The sequence below is a fragment of the Campylobacter concisus genome (genome assembly GCF_003048375.1).
GTDB classification, from domain to species: domain Bacteria; phylum Campylobacterota; class Campylobacteria; order Campylobacterales; family Campylobacteraceae; genus Campylobacter_A; species Campylobacter_A concisus_T.
Map to the genome: position 1 here is coordinate 63,582 of NZ_CP021642.1, position 18,417 is coordinate 81,998.

23 protein-coding genes are annotated in these 18,417 nt (G+C 41.0%); 12 read left to right on the top strand and 11 right to left on the bottom strand.

All coding sequences use genetic code 11. The features are described from left to right. Positions 1–18: 18 nt before the first annotated feature. The gene (locus tag CCS77_RS00335; protein ID WP_107916227.1) at positions 19–948 is read left to right on the top strand and encodes a PQQ-binding-like beta-propeller repeat protein; all 930 of its coding nucleotides are present in this window, start codon (positions 19–21) and stop codon (positions 946–948) included. A 41-nt stretch (positions 949–989) separates the two neighbouring features. Here CCS77_RS00335 and CCS77_RS00340 read toward each other — a convergent pair whose 3' ends face one another. The 6 genes from CCS77_RS00340 to glmM form a co-directional block, all read right to left on the bottom strand. Continuing rightward, positions 990–2,429: an acetyl-CoA carboxylase subunit A gene (locus tag CCS77_RS00340; protein WP_004317286.1), complete on the bottom strand. Its 1,440-nt coding sequence runs from the start codon at positions 2,427–2,429 to the stop codon at positions 990–992. A 116-nt stretch (positions 2,430–2,545) separates the two neighbouring features. Then, the gene (locus CCS77_RS00345; protein ID WP_107916228.1) at positions 2,546–3,091 is read right to left on the bottom strand and encodes a hypothetical protein; all 546 of its coding nucleotides are present in this window, start codon (positions 3,089–3,091) and stop codon (positions 2,546–2,548) included. A gap of 9 nt (positions 3,092–3,100) precedes the next feature. Further along, positions 3,101–3,535 carry a CopD family protein gene (locus tag CCS77_RS00350; RefSeq protein ID WP_004317437.1) on the bottom strand — a complete coding sequence of 145 codons (435 nt, stop codon included), beginning with the start codon at positions 3,533–3,535 and terminating at the stop codon, positions 3,101–3,103. A gap of 9 nt (positions 3,536–3,544) precedes the next feature. Then, positions 3,545–3,907, bottom strand: coding sequence for an NINE protein (locus tag CCS77_RS00355; RefSeq protein WP_107916229.1), 363 nt, complete (start codon positions 3,905–3,907; stop codon positions 3,545–3,547). After that, positions 3,897–4,349 (bottom strand): signal peptidase II, encoded by a 453-nt coding sequence (gene lspA / locus CCS77_RS00360; protein WP_107916230.1) that lies wholly within the window; start codon positions 4,347–4,349, stop codon positions 3,897–3,899. Before lspA ends, CCS77_RS00355 begins: the two co-directional genes overlap by 11 nt. Next, on the bottom strand, positions 4,342–5,682 hold the full coding sequence (glmM, locus tag CCS77_RS00365) for a phosphoglucosamine mutase (RefSeq protein ID WP_107916231.1): 1,341 nt from the start codon (positions 5,680–5,682) through the stop codon (positions 4,342–4,344). Before glmM ends, lspA begins: the two co-directional genes overlap by 8 nt. 157 nt (positions 5,683–5,839) lie before the next feature. Between glmM and rpsT the strand changes: the two genes are divergently transcribed. The 4 genes from rpsT to CCS77_RS00385 all read left to right on the top strand — a co-directional run bounded on the left by rpsT (position 5,840) and on the right by CCS77_RS00385 (position 9,857). Then, a complete protein-coding gene (rpsT, locus tag CCS77_RS00370) occupies positions 5,840–6,109 on the top strand; it encodes a 30S ribosomal protein S20 (RefSeq protein ID WP_004317319.1) in 270 nt (89 codons plus the stop codon). Between the two features lie 14 nt (positions 6,110–6,123). Beyond that, positions 6,124–7,191: a peptide chain release factor 1 gene (gene prfA / locus CCS77_RS00375; protein ID WP_021087008.1), complete on the top strand. Its 1,068-nt coding sequence runs from the start codon at positions 6,124–6,126 to the stop codon at positions 7,189–7,191. Positions 7,192–7,510: 319 nt separating this feature from the next. Further along, positions 7,511–7,930 carry a TOBE domain-containing protein gene (locus tag CCS77_RS00380; protein WP_021086663.1) on the top strand — a complete coding sequence of 140 codons (420 nt, stop codon included), beginning with the start codon at positions 7,511–7,513 and terminating at the stop codon, positions 7,928–7,930. 361 nt (positions 7,931–8,291) lie between these two features. Continuing rightward, positions 8,292–9,857, top strand: a complete 1,566-nt coding sequence (locus CCS77_RS00385) for a flavocytochrome c (protein WP_107916232.1) — start codon at positions 8,292–8,294, stop codon at positions 9,855–9,857. A gap of 27 nt (positions 9,858–9,884) precedes the next feature. On the opposite strand, the gene CCS77_RS00390 is transcribed toward CCS77_RS00385, so the two are convergent. Together CCS77_RS00390 and CCS77_RS00395 are read right to left on the bottom strand one after the other, a co-directional pair. Next, positions 9,885–10,118, bottom strand: coding sequence for a replication/maintenance protein RepL (locus CCS77_RS00390; protein ID WP_103568701.1), 234 nt, complete (start codon positions 10,116–10,118; stop codon positions 9,885–9,887). Further along, on the bottom strand, positions 10,109–10,474 hold the full coding sequence (locus CCS77_RS00395; protein ID WP_107916233.1) for a diacylglycerol kinase: 366 nt from the start codon (positions 10,472–10,474) through the stop codon (positions 10,109–10,111). The genes CCS77_RS00390 and CCS77_RS00395 overlap by 10 nt, the downstream gene beginning before the upstream one ends. Before the next feature lie 53 nt (positions 10,475–10,527). Here CCS77_RS00395 and CCS77_RS00400 point away from each other — a divergent pair, with 53 nt between their 5' ends. Then, a complete protein-coding gene (locus tag CCS77_RS00400) occupies positions 10,528–11,286 on the top strand; it encodes an exodeoxyribonuclease III (RefSeq protein ID WP_107916234.1) in 759 nt (252 codons plus the stop codon). Here CCS77_RS00400 and CCS77_RS00405 read toward each other — a convergent pair. Then, on the bottom strand, positions 11,283–11,840 hold the full coding sequence (locus tag CCS77_RS00405) for a manganese efflux pump MntP family protein (protein ID WP_107916235.1): 558 nt from the start codon (positions 11,838–11,840) through the stop codon (positions 11,283–11,285). The genes CCS77_RS00400 and CCS77_RS00405 overlap by 4 nt on opposite strands. Before the next feature lie 109 nt (positions 11,841–11,949). Here CCS77_RS00405 and CCS77_RS00410 point away from each other — a divergent pair, with 109 nt between their 5' ends. Further along, positions 11,950–12,699, top strand: a complete 750-nt coding sequence (locus CCS77_RS00410) for a DUF4197 domain-containing protein (RefSeq protein WP_107916236.1) — start codon at positions 11,950–11,952, stop codon at positions 12,697–12,699. Further along, positions 12,696–13,574, top strand: coding sequence for a DMT family transporter (locus tag CCS77_RS00415; RefSeq protein WP_107916237.1), 879 nt, complete (start codon positions 12,696–12,698; stop codon positions 13,572–13,574). Before CCS77_RS00410 ends, CCS77_RS00415 begins: the two co-directional genes overlap by 4 nt. Here the strand turns inward: CCS77_RS00415 and CCS77_RS00420 are convergent. Further along, positions 13,571–14,296 (bottom strand): class I SAM-dependent methyltransferase, encoded by a 726-nt coding sequence (locus tag CCS77_RS00420; RefSeq protein WP_107916238.1) that lies wholly within the window; start codon positions 14,294–14,296, stop codon positions 13,571–13,573. The genes CCS77_RS00415 and CCS77_RS00420 overlap by 4 nt on opposite strands. 46 nt (positions 14,297–14,342) lie before the next feature. Here CCS77_RS00420 and CCS77_RS00425 point away from each other — a divergent pair, with 46 nt between their 5' ends. After that, positions 14,343–14,735 carry an acyl-CoA thioesterase gene (locus tag CCS77_RS00425; RefSeq protein WP_103579171.1) on the top strand — a complete coding sequence of 131 codons (393 nt, stop codon included), beginning with the start codon at positions 14,343–14,345 and terminating at the stop codon, positions 14,733–14,735. On the opposite strand, the gene CCS77_RS00430 is transcribed toward CCS77_RS00425, so the two are convergent. After that, a complete protein-coding gene (locus tag CCS77_RS00430; RefSeq protein ID WP_004317429.1) occupies positions 14,726–15,085 on the bottom strand; it encodes a Fur family transcriptional regulator in 360 nt (119 codons plus the stop codon). The genes CCS77_RS00425 and CCS77_RS00430 overlap by 10 nt on opposite strands. A gap of 145 nt (positions 15,086–15,230) precedes the next feature. Here CCS77_RS00430 and CCS77_RS00435 point away from each other — a divergent pair, with 145 nt between their 5' ends. The 3 genes from CCS77_RS00435 to CCS77_RS00445 are packed head-to-tail and all read left to right on the top strand — an operon-like array spanning position 15,231 to position 18,414. Beyond that, positions 15,231–16,139 (top strand): metal ABC transporter solute-binding protein, Zn/Mn family, encoded by a 909-nt coding sequence (locus CCS77_RS00435; RefSeq protein WP_107916239.1) that lies wholly within the window; start codon positions 15,231–15,233, stop codon positions 16,137–16,139. A 2-nt stretch (positions 16,140–16,141) separates the two neighbouring features. Further along, entirely contained in the window at positions 16,142–17,635 is a 1,494-nt protein-coding gene (locus tag CCS77_RS00440; RefSeq protein WP_107916240.1) for a nickel/cobalt transporter, read from the top strand. Next, positions 17,632–18,414, top strand: coding sequence for a metal ABC transporter ATP-binding protein (locus CCS77_RS00445; protein ID WP_107916241.1), 783 nt, complete (start codon positions 17,632–17,634; stop codon positions 18,412–18,414). Before CCS77_RS00440 ends, CCS77_RS00445 begins: the two co-directional genes overlap by 4 nt. Positions 18,415–18,417 lie beyond the last annotated feature (3 nt).

Consider the following 18,417-nt stretch of genomic DNA (forward strand, 5'->3'; position numbering starts at 1 on the left):
TAAATTTAAGGAGCTAGCGTGGTTAGATCATATCCTCTTGATATGCCTGGCGTGGAGTTTCGCGGGCACGGCGTGACTGGCATTTACGAGATGGACGAGTGCATTGCATTTGTGCATTTTGCTTTTGGCGTGCCTAGCGAGCTAGAGATAGTTCAAAAACTAACGCCAAACTACGTGCTACTAGATACATTTTCGCGCGACTTTAGCGAGCACAAAAGATCAACGCTTACCTACAAACAAAGCGAAATTTTTATAGCTAGCAATGCGCGTTGTTACCCAGAAAATGGCTACTTCGTGCTAAATACTAGATACTACAAGGGCTACATAAACTCCCCTGCAAAGCTCATAAAGATAAGTGACGGGCAGATGAGCGAGCTCGGCGTTGCTAAGGAGCCTGTAAAAGAGATATATAACGACGCTAAAACGTATGAATTTGATGGCTTTTGCGTGCGAATGAGCTCGCCATTTATGATGGAGTGCAAAGAAATTTTGGGCGGCGCAGAGCTCAAAAGCGAAGCAAAAGATGAAAATTTAAACGCTAATTTGCCGCCCAAAGAGCAGGGCGCAAGGATAGGCAAGAGCATCTGGCGGCTAAAGCTTGGCGCATATCTCTACACGCCAGTTTGCCTGCGTGATGGAGTGCTTTACTTTGGCACCGCTGGCAAGGGCGGAGATCTATACGCCGTGGATGCAAAAAGTGGCGAGGTGGTGTTTAAGTTTAAAACCAGCGGCACGGAGCATTTTGTTTGGGTCGATGGTCAAATTTTGCTCGCAAACCGCAAAAATAAGCCAGTTTTGATAAGCGCCAAAGATGGCTTGCTATTAAAAGAGATAGAGTTTGAGAAATTTAGACTTGGCGCAGATCAGATCATGCTAGTAAGCGGTGGCAGGCTCTATGCTGTGGCAAATGACGGAGCTAAAATTTACGCAGTTTGTGCGGAAATTTAGCCTTGGCGAAATTTATCGCCAAAGCCGTAGCAGAGATAAATTTATCTCTTCTTTTTATATCTTTTTATCGCCTCTACGATGACCTCTTCTAGGTCGTCATTTGGTTCTTTGTTCATATCGTCGTAGGTGTTTTCAAGGATAGTTTTTAAGTTTTTCTCGACGTAGCTAGTATCGAAAAATCCTCTTCTAAACTCCTTACTTTTGCTGATCGTTAGCAAAAATGGGATGATCGTTCGCACGCCCTCGATGGTAAATTCTTCAAGTGCTCTTTCAAGCTTATTTACCGCGAGGTCGTAGTCGGTCGCTTTTACTATCAGCTTTGCGATAAGTGAGTCGTAAAATGGCGGTATGGTATAGTCTTTATAAACGTGGCTATCGACACGCACAGATGGGCCAAGAGCTGGGTAGTAGCCCTCGATAGTGCCTGGTGCTGGGATGAAATTCTCCCAGACATTCTCAGCCGTGATCCTCGCCTCTATCGCATAGCCGCGTGGCTTGATGTCGCTTTGCTCGATCTCTAGTATCTCGCCCGCTGCGATCCTTATCTGCCTAACTACTAGGTCATGGCCTGTTATCTCTTCGGTGATGCCGTGCTCCACTTGGATACGAGTGTTCATCTCCATGAAGTAAAAGTTGTTGTAGTCATCTAGCAAAAACTCGATCGTTCCGACGTTTGAGTAGCCCACAGCCTTTGCAGCAGCGACCGCAGTCACGCCCATGATCTTTCTTAAATTTTCACTGATCGAAGGACAAGGCGCGATCTCGATGATCTTTTGGTGGCGCCTTTGGATAGAGCAGTCACGCTCGCAAAGGTGGATGATGTTGCCGTAGTTATCGCCTAAAATTTGAAACTCGATGTGGCGAGGATTGACGACAAGCTTCTCCATAAAAACTTCGTCGTTGTTAAAGTATGCCTTGGCCTCTCTGGTGCACGACTCAAAGGCATCTTGCATATCTTCTTCTTGCCAAACCTCTCTGATGCCGCGGCCACCACCACCACCGCTTGCTTTTAGGATGACTGGGTAGCCGATGCGCCTTGCGTGCTCTTTTATGGCGTCCATACTCTCATCATTTAGCTTTTCAGTGCCTGGCACTATTGGTATGCCGTTTTTCTTCATTAGATATCTAGCGATGTTTTTATCGCCCATTTTCTTGATAACTTCGGCCTTTGGACCGATGAAAATGAGCCCAGCATCCTCAACTGCCTTTGCAAATTCGTAGTTTTCGCTTAAAAAGCCGTATCCTGGGTGTATCGCATCAGCCCCACACTCTTTAGCGAGCTTTACGATCGCTTTGGCGTCAAGATAGCCTTTGATCGGATCTTCGCCCACTTGATAGGCCTCATCAGCTATCCTTACATGCAAGCACTCGCTGTCTGGCGCTGTGTAAATTCCTACGCTTTGGATGTGTAAATCCCTACAAGCTCTGACTATTCTAACTGCGATCTCACCACGATTTGCGATAAGAATTTTATGTATCATAGGCTATCCTTTTTGAGTTTTTCTTATCATATAACTATTCGTTTTATTTTTAGATAAATTTGTTAAGTCTGGTTTTAAAATTTGAGTGCAAAGGCTAAATTTACACTCAAATTTTTTTATTTGCTAACGATCTGTGGGAAAGGTGTGGCTAGGGCTTTTTTGCTAAAATCTTGCGACTCGATCGTGAAATTTGTAGCAAATCTTTGAATGCCCTCTTTTTTATAAGCACGCCTTTGGATGGTAAAAAGGACTAAATTTCCGCCTTGTTTGGTGTAGCGATATATCGAGTGCTCGGCTGTTGGAGTGCCATTTAAATTTGAAAATATCGTGATATCAAGATAAATTTCATTTGCGAGCGAGCCCTTTTTATAAGCTACTTTTAGCCCTTTTGCCTTTAGCTCTTTTAGGTCATTTATCTTTTGCTCGACTGCTTGCTCTGGCGTAGCGTCAAATTTAAGGGTATTTAGCGAGAGCATGTAGCTAAAACTATCTAGTTTCTCACCAGGGAGCAAGTACTCCTGCGTGAATAAATTTGGCACAGGCTTGGCTGAGTTTGCTAGCGAGTAGAGTCTGTTGTCAAATTTTATCTGCATCGGCTCAAAATACTGAGTAGCCGCGAGTAAGAGCGCTGGCAAAGCGATAAATGCTAAAAATTTCTTCATCAAATTCCTTTAAAATGGATTTACTATCATGACCCAGATGATGATGAGCATCGCGATAGTTGGCACTTCGTTGTAAGCTCTAAAGAAGATGCCACTTTTGTTACAGCGTTTCTCTTTGAGCTGCTTCATGTAGCGTCCAAGGTCTAGGTGATAGATGGCCATTAAGATGACAACTAAAATTTTGACGTGGATGTGACCAGTTTTTATAAGATCAGGCATCGCGATAAGTATCAAAATGCCAGTGACAAATGAGCCAATGAGTGCTACCCAGCCGATGTAGTGATACATCTTGTACTCCATCACCTCAACTACTTTTACGAAGTCTGGTTTATCCATGTTTTCTACGTGATAAACGTAGAGCCTTGGCTGATAAAACAGCACTGCCATCCACGAGATGAAAAACAAATAGTGGAGGTATTTTAAGTAAAGATAATATTCTGCCATAACGTCTCCTTATCTAAAAAGTATCTCTTTTCTAGCTTCAAATTCAGCCTTGCTGATCGCACCACTCTCAAAAAGCTCGTAAAGCCTTTTTAAGTCATTCTCTTTATCTTTTAGTTTTACTCTCTCTTTTAGCTCGGCCTTTTGTAAATTTTTCTCGACATAAGCACCAACCAAAAATACGTCGATAAGCCACCAAATGCCCCAAATAGCCAAAAATAAGTAGCCAATGAGGATGATTTGCAAAGAGTAGCCAACGAAAAATAGTCCCATCATTAAAAAGCCAGTGATAAATTTACCAAGGTAAATTCTATGCGCTCCAAGCCAGCCAGTAAGCAGCCAAAGCGCGTATGCGACGTAGATATTATTTCCCACTCTCTCTCCTTTTTCTAAAACTTTGCCAAAGTATCATCACAACGCAAAGATCGATCATCACATCAGCAAAGTTAAAGACCGCAAAGTTAAACCACTTATGCCAAAAGACGTAATCCACAACGCCACCATGGATAAATCTATCTGTGATGTTTGAGCTGCCAGCTCCTAGCAAAGCTCCAAGCCAAATGGCATGCGAGCAAAGCAGTTTTTTTTCAACGACTAGATAGACAAAAACGCCTAAAATGAGAGCTATCTGGATAAATTTAAGCCACTCATCTAAAAAGGCAAACATCGAAAATGCAACGCCCTTATTATATGTAAGAACTAGCGAGAAAAACTCGCCCTCCCATAAAAAACCATCTATAAATATCATCTTTATCGCTTGATCAACGATAAAAATGAGAAAAAACGCGATGAAAAATTTGAATAAGCTTTTACGCATTTAGGGCTTTTACAAAAAATTTCTCAACTTCATCCATGTGTTTTTCAACTAAAGTTTGATTTTTACCTTCAAGCAAAAGTCTGATCAAATTTTCAGTGCCAGAGTATCTAAAGAGCGATCTTATGCCCTCTTTTGCAAGGCTAGCCTCAAGCTCTTTTAGCCCCTCTATCTTATCAAGCGGCTTTTTCTCTGTGATCTTTAAATTTAGTAAAATTTGTGGATACGGCTTTAGCTCGCCAAAAATTTCACTAGCTTTTTTACCTTTTTTAAGCATCATCGCAACAACTTGCATCGAAGTAACAAGGCCGTCCCCAGTCTTAGCATAGTCATTAAATATGACGTGACCGCTTTGCTCGCCGCCAAAATTTATGCCATTTTCTTTCATCATCTCAAGCACGTATTTATCGCCTACGTTTGAGCGAAGTAGCTTGATCTTGTGAGCTTTTAGATAGTCATCAAGCGCGGCGTTACTCATCACCGTAGCCACGATGGCACCGCCTTTTAGAGTCTTTTGCTCGTGCAAAAATGCAGCTAGTGAGCCAAGTATCGCGTCGCCATGCACAACTTCGCCGTTTTCATCGACAACGACAAGCCTATCAGCATCGCCGTCAAATGCAAAGCCGATGTCAGCACGAAGCCTTTTTACCTCACTTGCTAGATCTTCTGGGTGAAGCGCGCCGCAGTTTTGGTTAATGTTGCTACCATTTGGCTCGTTGTTTATGACGATGACGTCGGCTCCAAGCTCGCTAAATACAGTTGGCGCAACCTTGTAAGCAGCTCCGTTTGCCACATCTAAAACTACTCGTAAATTCTTTAAATTTAGCTCTTTTGGGAATGAATTTTTGATCTGCACGATATATCTGCCGATAACATCGTCGATCCTCTTGTTTGCGCCGATCTCTGTCATCGTTTTTTGGGCATTTGCGATGAGCTCATCGTCATAAAAGATCTTTTCTATCTCAGCCTCTATCGTCTCATCAAGCTTGTTGCCAAAGCTATCAAAAAATTTGATGCCATTATCGTAGTATGGGTTGTGTGAGGCGCTTATCATTATGCCAGCATCACAGCGCATATTTTCTGTTAAAAATGCGATCGCAGGTGTTGGCATAGGGCCTATTTGAAGGACGTTGTAGCCAACTGCAGTTAGCCCTGCAACGATGGCAGTTTCTATCATATAGCCACTTTTTCTAGTATCTTTTCCAACCAAGATCACATTTGTCGCTGAGGTCTTTCTAAAGTAAATTCCAGCAGCCATTGCAAGGCGCATAGATGTTTGAGCTGAAAGCTTTTCGCCAGCCTTACCACGAACTCCGTCTGTTCCAAAAAGTTTCATAAATTTATCCTTTTTATTATAAAATGGTGCTATTTTATCAGAAATTATCAAATTTAAAATCTAAAATTTTATTTGTTTTAAAGCTGACTTAAATTCAGTTACAATTAAATATATTTTTCATATAATCACGGACTAAAATTATCAAAAAAGGTATATTATGGCAAACCATAAATCTGCTGAAAAAAGAGCTAGACAAACTATAAAAAGAACAGAAAGAAACAGATTTTACCGCACTAGACTTAAAAATATAACAAAAGCAGTGCGTGTAGCTGTAGAAGCTAAAGATCTAAATGCTGCAAATGAAGCTTTAAAAGTTGCTAACAAAAGCATCCACAGCTTCGTAAGTAGAGGCTTTTTGAAGAAACAAACTGCTGCTCGTCGCGTTAGTCGCCTTGCTCAATTAGTAAATACTCTAAAAGCTGCTTAATCTATTAAATTTTAATGTTTGCTGATAAACTTCATCCATTTTTGGATCGCTATGATGAAATTTCTACGCTTCTAAGCGATCCAAATATAGCAAACGATATCGAAAAGATGACAAAGCTCTCAAAAGAGCAATCATCTATCGAACCAGTCGCAACTGCTGCAAAAAAATATCTACAAATTCTAAACGATATCGAAGAGAATAAAGCCCTACTTGAGGATTCTGAGCTTGGCGAGCTTGCAAAAGAAGAGCTTAAAAATTTAGAAATTTCAAGAGAGAAGCTTGAAGAAGAGATCAAAATTTTGCTTCTTCCAAAAGATCCAAACGATGATAAAAATATATTTTTAGAAATTCGTGCAGGCACTGGTGGTGACGAGGCTGCACTATTTGTTGGGGATCTTTTTAACGCTTACATCAGATATGCAGAGCTTCGTGGATATAAATTTGAAATCGTTAGCCAAAGCGAGGGCAATACTGGCGGTTTTAAAGAGATCATCGTGCTTATAAAAGGCAAAGGTGCTTACTCAAGGCTAAAATTTGAAGGTGGCACACATAGGGTTCAGCGTGTGCCAGAGACTGAGAGCCAGGGCAGGGTGCATACCTCGGCTGTGACTGTGGCTATCATGCCAGAGGTCGAAGACAGCGAGATCGAGATCAATCCAAATGATATAAGAGTTGATGTTATGAGAAGTTCAGGTCATGGCGGTCAGTCGGTCAATACAACCGATAGTGCTGTTAGGATTACGCACATACCAACTGGACTTGTTGTGACAAACCAAGATGGCAAGAGCCAGCACAAAAACAAAGAAGCTGCGATGAAGGTGCTAAAAGCTAGACTTTACGAGATGCAAGAGCAAGAGAGGCTTGCTAAAGAGACTAGCGAGCGCAAGAGTCAGGTCGGTACTGGAGACCGCTCAGGCAGGATAAGAACTTATAACTATCCGCAAAACCGCATAAGCGATCACCGCATAAATTTAACACTTTACCGCCTTGATGCGATCATGGCTGCAGGATTATTTGACGAGATTATCGAGCCGCTTATCACTCACTATCAAGCAGAAGCTATGCTTGAAGCTGGCATTTAAGAGCAAAATTTATAAATTCTGACCAAGTCATTAAAAATCAAAAATCAAAAATCTACAAACTAAGATCTAAAGTCATCTGATCTTGAAACGATCTTAGTTTGTCTGTTTTATAATAAAAAATAATATTTATTCAATATATTTTTCAAAAATAATTTACATTAAATTTTTAGATTTTAGTTCATTTAGTGCGGTATTTTGGGCTTTTGTAAATTATAAATCTTTACTTGTGATATTAAAAAATTTTATTAATTGATCATAAGTTTGCATTAACAATAATACTCTATAATACCCAAACATTAAATCAAAACAAGGAGAAAATATGTCACTAAGTGCAAGAAATCAACTAAATGTTGAGATATCAGAAGTAAGAACAGGTGCGGTAAATTCGCTAATAGCTGGCAAACTAGCAGGTGGTGAGGTGCTAAAAGCAACTATTACAGTTGATAGCGAAAAAGCTCTTGATCTTAAAGTTGGCAAAAAAGCTATATTTTTATTCAAGGCCTCAAGCGTTATCGTTTCAAAAGACGACAGCATCAAGCTTAGCGCAACAAATCAAATCAAAGGCGTTGTTAGCGAGATAAAAGACGGTGCTGTAAATGCTGAGGTTATCATTGACGCAAATGGCAGCAAAATTTCAGCTATTATCACAAGAGAGTCAGTTCAAAATTTGGCTTTAAAAGCAGGCGACAAAGTAACTGCTATCATCAAAGCAACTCAAATCATAGTTGGCGTTAAATAATTTCTCGGGGCAAATTTGCTCCGATCCTCTCTTTTTAAACTAATTTATAAATTTAAGCTAATATCCAAAACCAAATCCTAAAATTTCTCATAAATTTTTCAAAATACAAAATTTAATTAATACTTATTTTTTGTAAATTTAAAAATAAAATCTCCAAATTTTATACTAAATTTACTTTAATTGTCTATATAGCGTAAATATAAAGTCAAATTTGAATAAAAATAGTGTCAATAAATATTACCAAACTACGCTCTAATCGCACTTAGCTTTAATAAAGTTTAATTTAAAAAATTAATTATCCTATTTTAATAAAAAAATCGTATAATCTAGTTAGTGAATATCTTACTTCAAAGGAGAGAGCATGAAAAAATCAGGTTTATCTAGAAGAGATTTTGTCAAATTTAGCGCTATCGGAGCCACAGCACTTGGCATGGGCGCTACAAATTTAATGGCCAGCCCAATGAACGAAAAAGATGTCAAATGGGACGAGGAGTATGACGTAGTCATCATCGGCTCAGGCTTTGCAGCTCTTGCAGCTGGCGTGACATCAGCCAAAAAAGGCAACAAAGTCGTCTTGATCGAAAAGATGGGCCGTACAGGAGGCAATTCTGTCATCAACGGCGGAATTTTTGCCGTTCCAAATAGCGACATGCAAAAGAAAGCTGGCATCAAAGATAGCACCGAGCTATTTATCAAAGACTGCTTGAAAGCAGGACGAGGCATTAACCACGTTGATCTTTTGGCAAAGATCGGCGAGAGAGCGCAAGATGCTTACAAACTCACACTTGATTGTGGTGCAAAATATATCGATCAGATCACTCACGCAGGCGGTCACTCAGTGCCAAGAAGCCTTCAAACAGAGGTCGGCAGCGGCGCTGGCATCGTACTCCCTATGACTGCGACATTTGAAAAGTTAGATGGCGCATCGATCAAAAAAAGGACAAAATTTGATGATTTCGTCTTTGACGACAAGGGCGCAGTTGTGGGCGTCATCGTCAGAGAAAACTACAAATTTGATGGCAATTTGATGAGTGACGATGTCGAAAACAAAGGCGGCGATACAAAATATATAAAAGCCAAAAAAGGCGTCGTACTAGCAGCTGGTGGCTTTTGTAGAGATAAAATTTTTAGGCGGCTTCAAGATCCAAGGATCACACCTGAGACAGACTCGACAAACCAACCAGGCTCAACAGCGGGCGCACTTTTAGCGGCATTTAGAGCGGGTGCTTATCCAGTTCAGCCAAGCTGGATCCAATACGGCCCTTGGGGATGTGCTGATGAGACAGGCTTTGGCGTGGGATCGATGTTTAACGTAAATGGCGCTTTTCCGTTTGGAATTTCAGTCAATCCAAGAACCGGCAAACGCTACATGAACGAGCTAGCTGACCGCAGGACAAGAACTGAAGCTATGTTTAAAGTCATCCATGAAAAGGGCGAAGACGATAAAAACTTCCCTATCAACTTCTGCGACTCAAGAGCACTTCCTCACATGCTTCCAGCCCACTATGAAAAGGCTATCGCAGCTGGAATTTGCAAGAAATTTGACACACTTGATGCCTTGGCAGCTGAGTATAAGATCCCGGTTGATGAGCTCAAAAAAACAGTCGCAAGATACAACGAATTTGTCAAAAAAGGCGTCGATGAGGACTTTGGCAAGCCAGTTGTTGAGACTACGACAAAGGGCATTGATATCTCAGTCCCGCCGTTTTACGCAGAGCGTGGCACGCCAAAAGTTCACCACACAATGGGTGGCCTAAATATCAACACAAAAGCTCAAGTTATGAACTCTCAAACAGCTATGCCTATACCAAATTTATATGCAGCTGGCGAGATCACAGGTGGCGTTCACGGAGCCAGCCGTCTAGGATCAGTGGCTATAACTGATTGCTTGACATTTGGCATGATCGCTGCTGAGACTATCGGCTAGAAAGAGGTGGCAGGCACTTGCTTGCCACTACAAATTTTTAAATCTATAAACCCCGTTTTTTACTCGTTCAAAAATTTTCTTCTCTTCAAGTAGCTTAAACGTGCTTATCACGGTTGGTTTGCTCACATTTAGCTTCTCGCAAATTTCTGAAATTTTAAGCATGATAAAGCCATTTTCATCGCTTAGCTTGCAAAGCAAATTTATGATCTCTACCTTTTTCTCTCCAAGAAGCGCCTTGTAAATTTCTTTGTCTAGCTCCAAATTTTATATCCTATCGCTACGCACCAAAGCGCGCCGTATAAAAAATTTGCGATCATCACGGCCGCACTTCCAGCGTCCTTTGCTGCCTTTGCTAGGGCGTGATAGTCAGGGCTTGCAAGATCAGTCACTCGCTCTAGGCCCGAGTTTAAGCACTCGCAAACTAGCACAAATGCCATGCTAAAGATCAAAAATAGATTAAAAATAAGGTCAAATTTCCAAAAAAATAGCGAGATCGTAGCTATCAAAAATATGCAAATTTCTATGCGAAAGCTCTTTTCGTTTTTAAAAATTTCAGCCAAACCCTCTCTTGCGTAGCCAAAATTTTTAAAAAATTTATACGTTGGCTGGTTTCTCATAACTTTCCTTTTTGTGATTTTTGGCATAATTATAATTAAAAAAAGGATGAAATTTGAAACTTATTAGCTGGAACGTAAATGGGCTGCGCGCAGTCGTGGCAAAAGATGGCTTTGGCTGGCTTGATGAGGTTAGGCCTGATTTTTTGGGACTGCAAGAGATCAAGGTCAAAGAAGATGACGTGCCAAAAGAAATTTACAACCTTGGCTTTAAAGATATCAGTGTAAATTCAGGAGCAAGGGCTGGCTACTCTGGCGTGATGAGCCTTGCTAAATTTGACGTGCAAACGCAAAAAGTGGCCTTTTTTGACGACACGGAGGGGCGAGTTTTGGAGCATAGATTTGATGATATCGTGCTTTTTAACATCTACTTTCCAAACGGCCAAAAGGACGATGAGCGCTTGGCATTTAAGATGGATTTTTACGAGAAATTTCTAACTTACTGCAAAGAGCTTGTAAAAAGCGGCAAAGAGGTGATATTTTGTGGCGACGTAAATACCGCTCACCGCGAGATCGACCTGAAAAATCCAAAGGCAAATGCCAAAACTTCTGGCTTTTTGCCTATCGAGCGAGCGTGGATAGATGAGGTTTTAAAAAGTGGCTTTATAGATACCTTTAGAGCCGTAAATGGCGACGTTACGGACGCTTACTCGTGGTGGAGCTACCGCTTTAACGCAAGGGCAAAAAACGTCGGCTGGAGGATTGATTATTTCTTCATTTCACAAGGGCTAAAAGATAGGCTAAAAGACGCCTTTATCTTGCCAGAGATCGCAGGTAGCGACCACTGCCCAGTTGGCATAGAGATAGAAATTTAGAGCACGCCCTCTTCTAGCAGGTGGGTGATTAGGATTTTAAAGCCTAGAAATATAAGTATCGCTCCGCCTAAAAATAGCGCCTTTTTCTCTAAAATTTCACCCATAAATTTACCGATATAAAAGGCAGCTAGGCTTAGCACAAAGCATACTACGCCGATGATGAGCGCACTCTCAAATATGCTAACCGCCTCAAAGCTAAGCGTGACGCCAACGGCAAGTGCGTCGATGCTCGTGGCAAATGCACCTATAAAAATGGTCTTAATATCCATGCTCAAGGACTCGCCAGCCTCGCTACTACAGGCCTCTTTTAGCATTTTAAAGCCAAGAAAACAAAGTATAAAACATGCGATGAAGTGATCGATAGAGCTTATAAATTTAGCAAAGCTAATGCCTAGAAAATAGCCAAGAAGCGGCATGAGAAACTGAAAAAATCCAAGCATAAAGGCTATAAATAAAATTTTGCCAAAGCCAAGGCTTTTATACCTTGCGCCATTTGCCATATTTAGCGCTGCGCTATCCATGCTAAGAGCGAAGCTAAGAAGTAAAAGCTGCATAAATTCCCTTTAAAAAAAGAGCAAATTTTAGTGCAAAAATATTAAATTTATTTTAAGCGTTTAGATATTTTTTGTATGATTTTGCTTTAAATTTAAAAAAGGAGAGAATATGAAAAGATCACTTGTGATCCTTTGTGGCGCGCTTGCTTTAAATTTACAAGCTGCAAGCATGGATGATATGATAAATAAAGGCGTGAAAATCGCCACTCACGCATCAAGTAGCGACTACAAAAGCATGGTTAGCGAGGCACTAAATGCTGCTGTGAGCGAGCTTTCAAAAGAGGGCTTTATAAACAACGCCACAGCTAAAATCCCACTGCCAAAAAGCCTTGAAATGGCATCAAATTTAGCCAAAAAAGTGGGTGGCGAGAAGTGGGCGCAAGACCTTAGCAAGTCGATAAACAACGCCGCAACCACGGCCGTGCCAAAGGCTGCTGAAATTTTTAGTGAGAGCATAAAAAATATGAGCGAAGCAGACGTAAAAAAGCTCTTTAACGGCGGTAGCGACAGCGTTACGAAGTATTTAGAGAAAAGCTCTAGCCAAAAGCTAAAGGCAGCATTTATGCCGATAATTGAGAAAATGATGAGTGATAATAGCTTTGCGACCGCCTATAATGGGCTAAATTCTTTCATCGGCAACTCAGCAAAAAACAACGAAACGATAAAATCAGTAAAGAGCTTAGCTAAAAATTTAGGCGCAAGCGAATATGTGCCAGATGATGGCGAAGACCTAAACGCATATATCACGAGAAAGACGCTAGATGGGCTATTTAACGTGATGAGCGAGAAGGAAAAGGGGCTAAGAAGTGGCTTTAGCCTAGATAGCGGTAAAAAGGTGCTAGACTCGATCTTTAAATGAGAAATTTAAGCGCTCAAAACAAAGCCGATATCGCTCTTATCGTAGTTGCTGTCGTTTGGGGCGCTACGTTTTTACCCATGGCAAACGCGCTAAAAACAAATGGCGTCTTTGTCATGCTCTTTTGCCGGTTTTTTCTCTCGGCTATCTTTATGGGCTTTGTCGCGCTTAAATTTACTAAGAAATTTGACAAAAAAAGCGTCATCTACGGCGTTATCCTTGGAGCGGTGCTCTTTTTGTCATTTGCCACGCAAACTTACGCCCTAAAGCTCACATTTAGTTCGAGCGTCGCCTTTATCACGGGGCTTGAGTGCGTGATAGTCCCTTTTATGGCGGCTATCTTTTTTAAAAATAAGATAAGCATTTTTGCTATTTTTGGCGCTATGATCGCTATTTTTGGGCTTTGGCTCTTAAGTGGCGCCACGCTCGAACTTGGGAGCGGCGAGGCACTAGCGCTTATTTGCGCGATATTTTATGCGCTTTATACTACGCTAAATGACCACTTTGTAAGAAAGAGCGAGCTTTATTTGCTTGTCTTTGTGGTCTTTCTCACCGTCTCTTTGCTTTCGCTTGTTTTTGCACTTTTTCAGGGCAGTATCGTGCCAAATTTTGATAGGGAATTTTTCATAGCGATATTTATCACGACTGTGATTGGCACTATATTTTGCTACTTTGTGCAAACGATCGCTCAAAGATACACGACCGCTAGCAAGGCGGCCTTGTTTTTCTGTCTAGAGCCAGTCTCTGCTGGATTTATCGGCTACTTTTTTGCAGGCGAGCTACTTAGCATCTGGCAAATTTTTGGAGCCATGCTCATCATCTTTGGCGTCATTTTTAGCGAATTTGGCAAGCAAATTTGCTCTAAATTTAAGCTCTAAAAGACAAAAAGCTTCATTTGTGAGTCTATTTTCTCGTCTATAAATTCGCCCTCAAATCTCTCTTTTAACATCGCTAAAACCGTCTTTTCATCGTAGTTTTTAGCCCCATTTATCTCAAGGTGCCAGCAGATATTTTCAGCTGCTTCTTGCACGCTTCGTCTAGCGATCCTAGTTTCGTTTAAAATTTGACTCTTAAAAGCGATGCCCTGCTCATTTAGCCACGCTTCAAGCCTATCTACGACATTTTTTTGAGAGAGCACTCGGCCAAATTTTTCAAAAAATGGCTCAAGTAGATCAGAGCTTCTAGGCTTGTCCCAGCCAAGATAGAGCTTTTGTTTGGCGCAGTTTTGAAATTTCGCAAAATCTTCATCGCTTGCAATGGCTGGGCTCATCGTGCAAATAGCGATATCAAAGAGCCTTGCTGGCTTAAATTCTCTCCACGAGCAAACCTCGCTGGTTAAATTTGTCACGCCAAATCTCTTTGCGTCCTCGTTTAAAATTTCTATCATCTTTTCTGAGCTATCGATGCCAGTTATATGCTTAGCCGTTTTTGATAAAAATATGCTCCAAACGCCCGTGCCACAGCCGATATCAAGGATATCTTTGCCACTAAAATCAACTCCCCAAGCTAAGGCTTTACCAAAAATTTGCTGCTGGATAGTGCTGATCTTGCCGTCAAATCTTTGGTAGTTTGACGCCTTTTTATCCCATAAATTTTGCATTTTAGCTCCTTATTTTTGGTTATAATTTTAGCAAAAAAGGTCAAAAATGAGAGATTTTATATATCACGTCACCATCCCACCACAAGCCATCGACATGCATGGTCACATGAATAATGTCTATTATTTCACGCTTATGCAAGAGGCCGCATTTGCCCACTCTGCTGCTGTTGGCGACACGGTCGAGGCACAGTATAAAAGGGGTGAAATTTGGCTCATTAGAAAAAATGAAGCAAAATATATAAAAAGCGCAAAGCTGATGGACAAGATAGAAATTTACACCTACACGCAGACTGAGGGCAAGGCGACATCTTGCAGATATTTTGAGTTTAAAAAAGATGGCGAACTAATAGCAACTGGCAAGACAGAGTTTGTCTATATCGATCTAAAGACAAACCGCCCAAAAGCTATCCCGGCTGAGATCATCGCGCTTTACTCGTGACCGCACTCGTCGCAAACACCCTTTATCACGGCGCTTTTTATATTTTTAGCGACGCTTAGGTGTGGCATGTCGATGTTTGTTACTTTGTGGCAGACGTCGCAGATGAAGTAGGCTTTGGCTTCATTTGCTAGCTCGTAGTAGCTCTTGTGGTTGTTTTCGGTTTTTATCACGAGATTTTCTTTTTCAAAAATTTCCATACTTCTATAAAAGGTCGTCTTGTTTGCGTCAAGGCTCTCTAAAATTTCATCGTAGCTTAGCGGTGTTTTAGCGTTTTGTAAAATTTCAACAAGCTTTATGCGAAGCGTCGTAGCCTTGATATTGTGCTCTTCTAAGAAATTTCTCGCGTTCATCTTTGCCCTCTTTATTTTGCGTATATTAACGCTAAAAGATTTAAACTATATTTAAAAGAAAAGGCTAAATTTAGGCTTTTGCATTTTAAGTTGCAACCAAGTTGCATTTTGCTAAACTTCGCAATTATTTTTTAAAGGAGAGATAATGAGAAAAATTATCGTTTTTTTAGCTGTTTGTGCTTTGTCTCTTTTTGCAAAGCCGGTTGTGACTACTAGCATACTGCCAACGAAATTTTTTGTCGAGCAGATCGCAGGAGATACGCTAGATGTAAATGCGATGGTTGGCAAAGGCGCTGATCCGCACACCTATGAGCCAAAACCAAAGCAGATGAAGGAGCTTGAAAAGAGCGAGCTTTACTTTGCTATCGGCATCGAGTTTGAGGATGCGTGGCTGGATCGCTTCTCAAAGACGTTTAAAAATTTACGCATCGTAAAGACGCAAGAGGGCATCGAAAAGATCGCTATGAGCGAGGAGCATGAACATGAAGAGCACCACGAGCACAAGCACGAGGGTGAGCATAAGCATGAGCATCATGACCACGAGGGCGAGCACCATCATCACCACCATGGCGGCCTTGACCCACACATCTGGCTTGACCCTATCTTAGTAAAAACTCAAGCTGATAACATCGCAAAGGCACTAATAGAGAAATTCCCGCAAAATGCAAAGCTTTATGAGGAGAATTTGGCTAAATTTAAAGCTAGCCTCGACGAGCTTGACGGCTTTATCAAAAACGAGCTAAAAGATGTCAAAACTCGCGAATTTATCGTATATCACCCATCTTGGGGCTACTTTGCAAAGCGCTATAACTTAGAGCAAATCGCCATCGAGATAGAGGGCAAAGAGCCAAAGCCAGCTGAGCTAAAAGAGCTTATAGAAGAAGCCAAAGAGCACGGTGTAAAGGTCATTTTCGTGGCTCCACAATTCCCAACAAAGGCTGCAAATTTGATCGCAAAAGAGACTGGCTCAAAGGTCGTCATGATAGACCAACTGCCTGAAAACTGGCTAGCCGAGATGAAAAAAACGGCTGAAATTTTCGCAAAAAGCCTATAAAAATGTTAGCACGCCTGATCGTCATTTGCCTACTAGCGATAAATGCTTTCGGGTGTGCTCTATGCTCGCTTTATAGCCCAACAGCTCACGTTAGCGCAAAATTTGTTGCGCAAGAAAATAACATCACGCAGATAGCCTTTACTTGGACCTTTTCGCAAAATTTCTCAGATCTTATGAAGCAAAATTTTGACCTCAATCAAGATGAAAAGATAGATGAAAAAGAGCTTAGAAAGATCCGCTTAAATTTGCTAGACTACCTCGTGCCAAGGCACTATTTGACGCAGATTGAGTATTATTACAAGGATGAAAACGCCACTAAAATAGAGCCAAATTTAAATAATTACAAGCTCTATTTTGACGAGGGCAGGCTTAAATTTGACGTGAGTTTTAAGACAAATTTAGTGGTAGCTGAGGGCCTTGTGGTATCAGTTGATATGGAGGATAAAGAGGGCTATTTTAACTTCAAATTTACGCAAAATAACGCATTTTTGGTGGGTAAAAGCTTTTGGGCGATACCAAATTCAAACTCAAATTTGATATTTTTTACATTTTCAAGTAAAGAAGCGGCCAAAGCTCACAACGAAAAGCCAGCGCTTAAAGAGCTGCTAAAAGAGCCAGTAGCAGGCGCGAGCGATGAGAATTTAAGCCAGATAGACAAGATCGATGAAGCGAAATTTGACATCGTCTCAAAAACTAGCCTAAGCTTGCTTGATAGGCTAAAGCAAATTTTAAGAAGCGTGGATTACAAAAGTCCGCTTGCGCTGCTGTTTTTGGCTTTTATCTCCTTTGGATATGGCTTTTTGCACGCTGCTGGAGCAGGCCATGGCAAGGTGCTAACAAGCTCATATTTTGCCGCAACTGGAGGCAGCTATAAAAGGGCGTTTTTGTTTGCCTTAAAGATCGGCTTTTTGCACGTCGTGGGTGCATTTGTCTTTGTCTTTGCTAGCTTTTTACTGCTTCGTGAAGTAAGCAGCGACCTCACAAAGGACACTGCTAGCATAACGACTGCGTTTTCTGGAGTTGTGATCTTTTTTGTGGCGATTTTTATGCTTGTTAAAAAGATCAAATTTTATCTCTCAAGCAAAAATGAGACTAAATTTTATATTTTTAGATCAAATCTAAGTCAAAATTTGAGTAAAAATACAAAATTTAAAAGTGAATGTGGCTGTCAAATTTGCTCAACCAAAAAGCCAAAGAGCAAAGAGGAGTGGCTAGTAGCGGCCGCTGCGGCTCTTGTGCCCTGTCCAGGCACGATACTAGTCTTTGTGCTGGCAAATGAGATAGGTAGCTACTTTGCAGGCGTGATAAGTGGCGTATTTATGGCGCTTGGCATGAGTGTGGTGATATTTGTAGCGGCAGTTTTTGGCTCAAAGATCAGCACGAACATTAAGTTAAAAAAGTTTAAAATCTACGCAGAATTTGCAGCCCTTGGCATCATGCTTTGGCTTGGACTTTTCATTTTTGTCACGACATTTACGCAAAAGAGTCTGTTTTGAAAGATATTATAAAAATTAGAAATTTAAACTTTAGCTACGATAAACAAGTCGTTTTAGAGGATATTAATTTAGACTATAGTAGTGACGAGTTTTTAGCGATAATTGGTCCAAATGGCGGGGGCAAAAGCACGCTTTTAAAGCTCATTTTGGGTCTGCTTAAGCCTCAAAGTGGCGAGATAAAGCTCTTTGGTAAAGAGCCAAGCGAGGTTAGTAAATTTATAGGCTACGTGCCACAAAATTTCCTATCAAATCAAAGCTTTCCGATGATGGTTTTAGAAGTCGTTTTAATGGGGCTAATCGATAAAAAAATCTTTGGTTTTTACTCAAAAGATGAAAAAGCCCTAGCGCTAAGTGCCCTTGAAAAAGTCTGTATGAGGGAGTTTGCAAACGCGAGGATCGGCGAGTTAAGCGGCGGTCAAAGGCAGCGCGTCTATATCGCTAGAGCGCTTTGTGCAAATGCAAAAGTGCTTATCTTAGACGAGCCAACAGCCAGCATCGACACAAAAGGGCAGGCTGAAATTTATGAAATTTTAAAGGGCATAAACGCAAATGGCGTGGGCGTGGTTTTAGTCAGTCACGACCTAAATATCGTGCTAAATTACGCTACAAAGATCGCTTACGTGAGTAAAAATTTACACATTCATAAAACGCATGAAAACCTTGCAAAGAGGGAATTTATCGAGCATCTAGCTAGAACGCATAGCCATTTTTGTGATGTCGAGATCGCACTTGGCGAGTGCGGCTGCGAAAAAACAAAGAGCAATGTTTTTAAATTTTAAAGA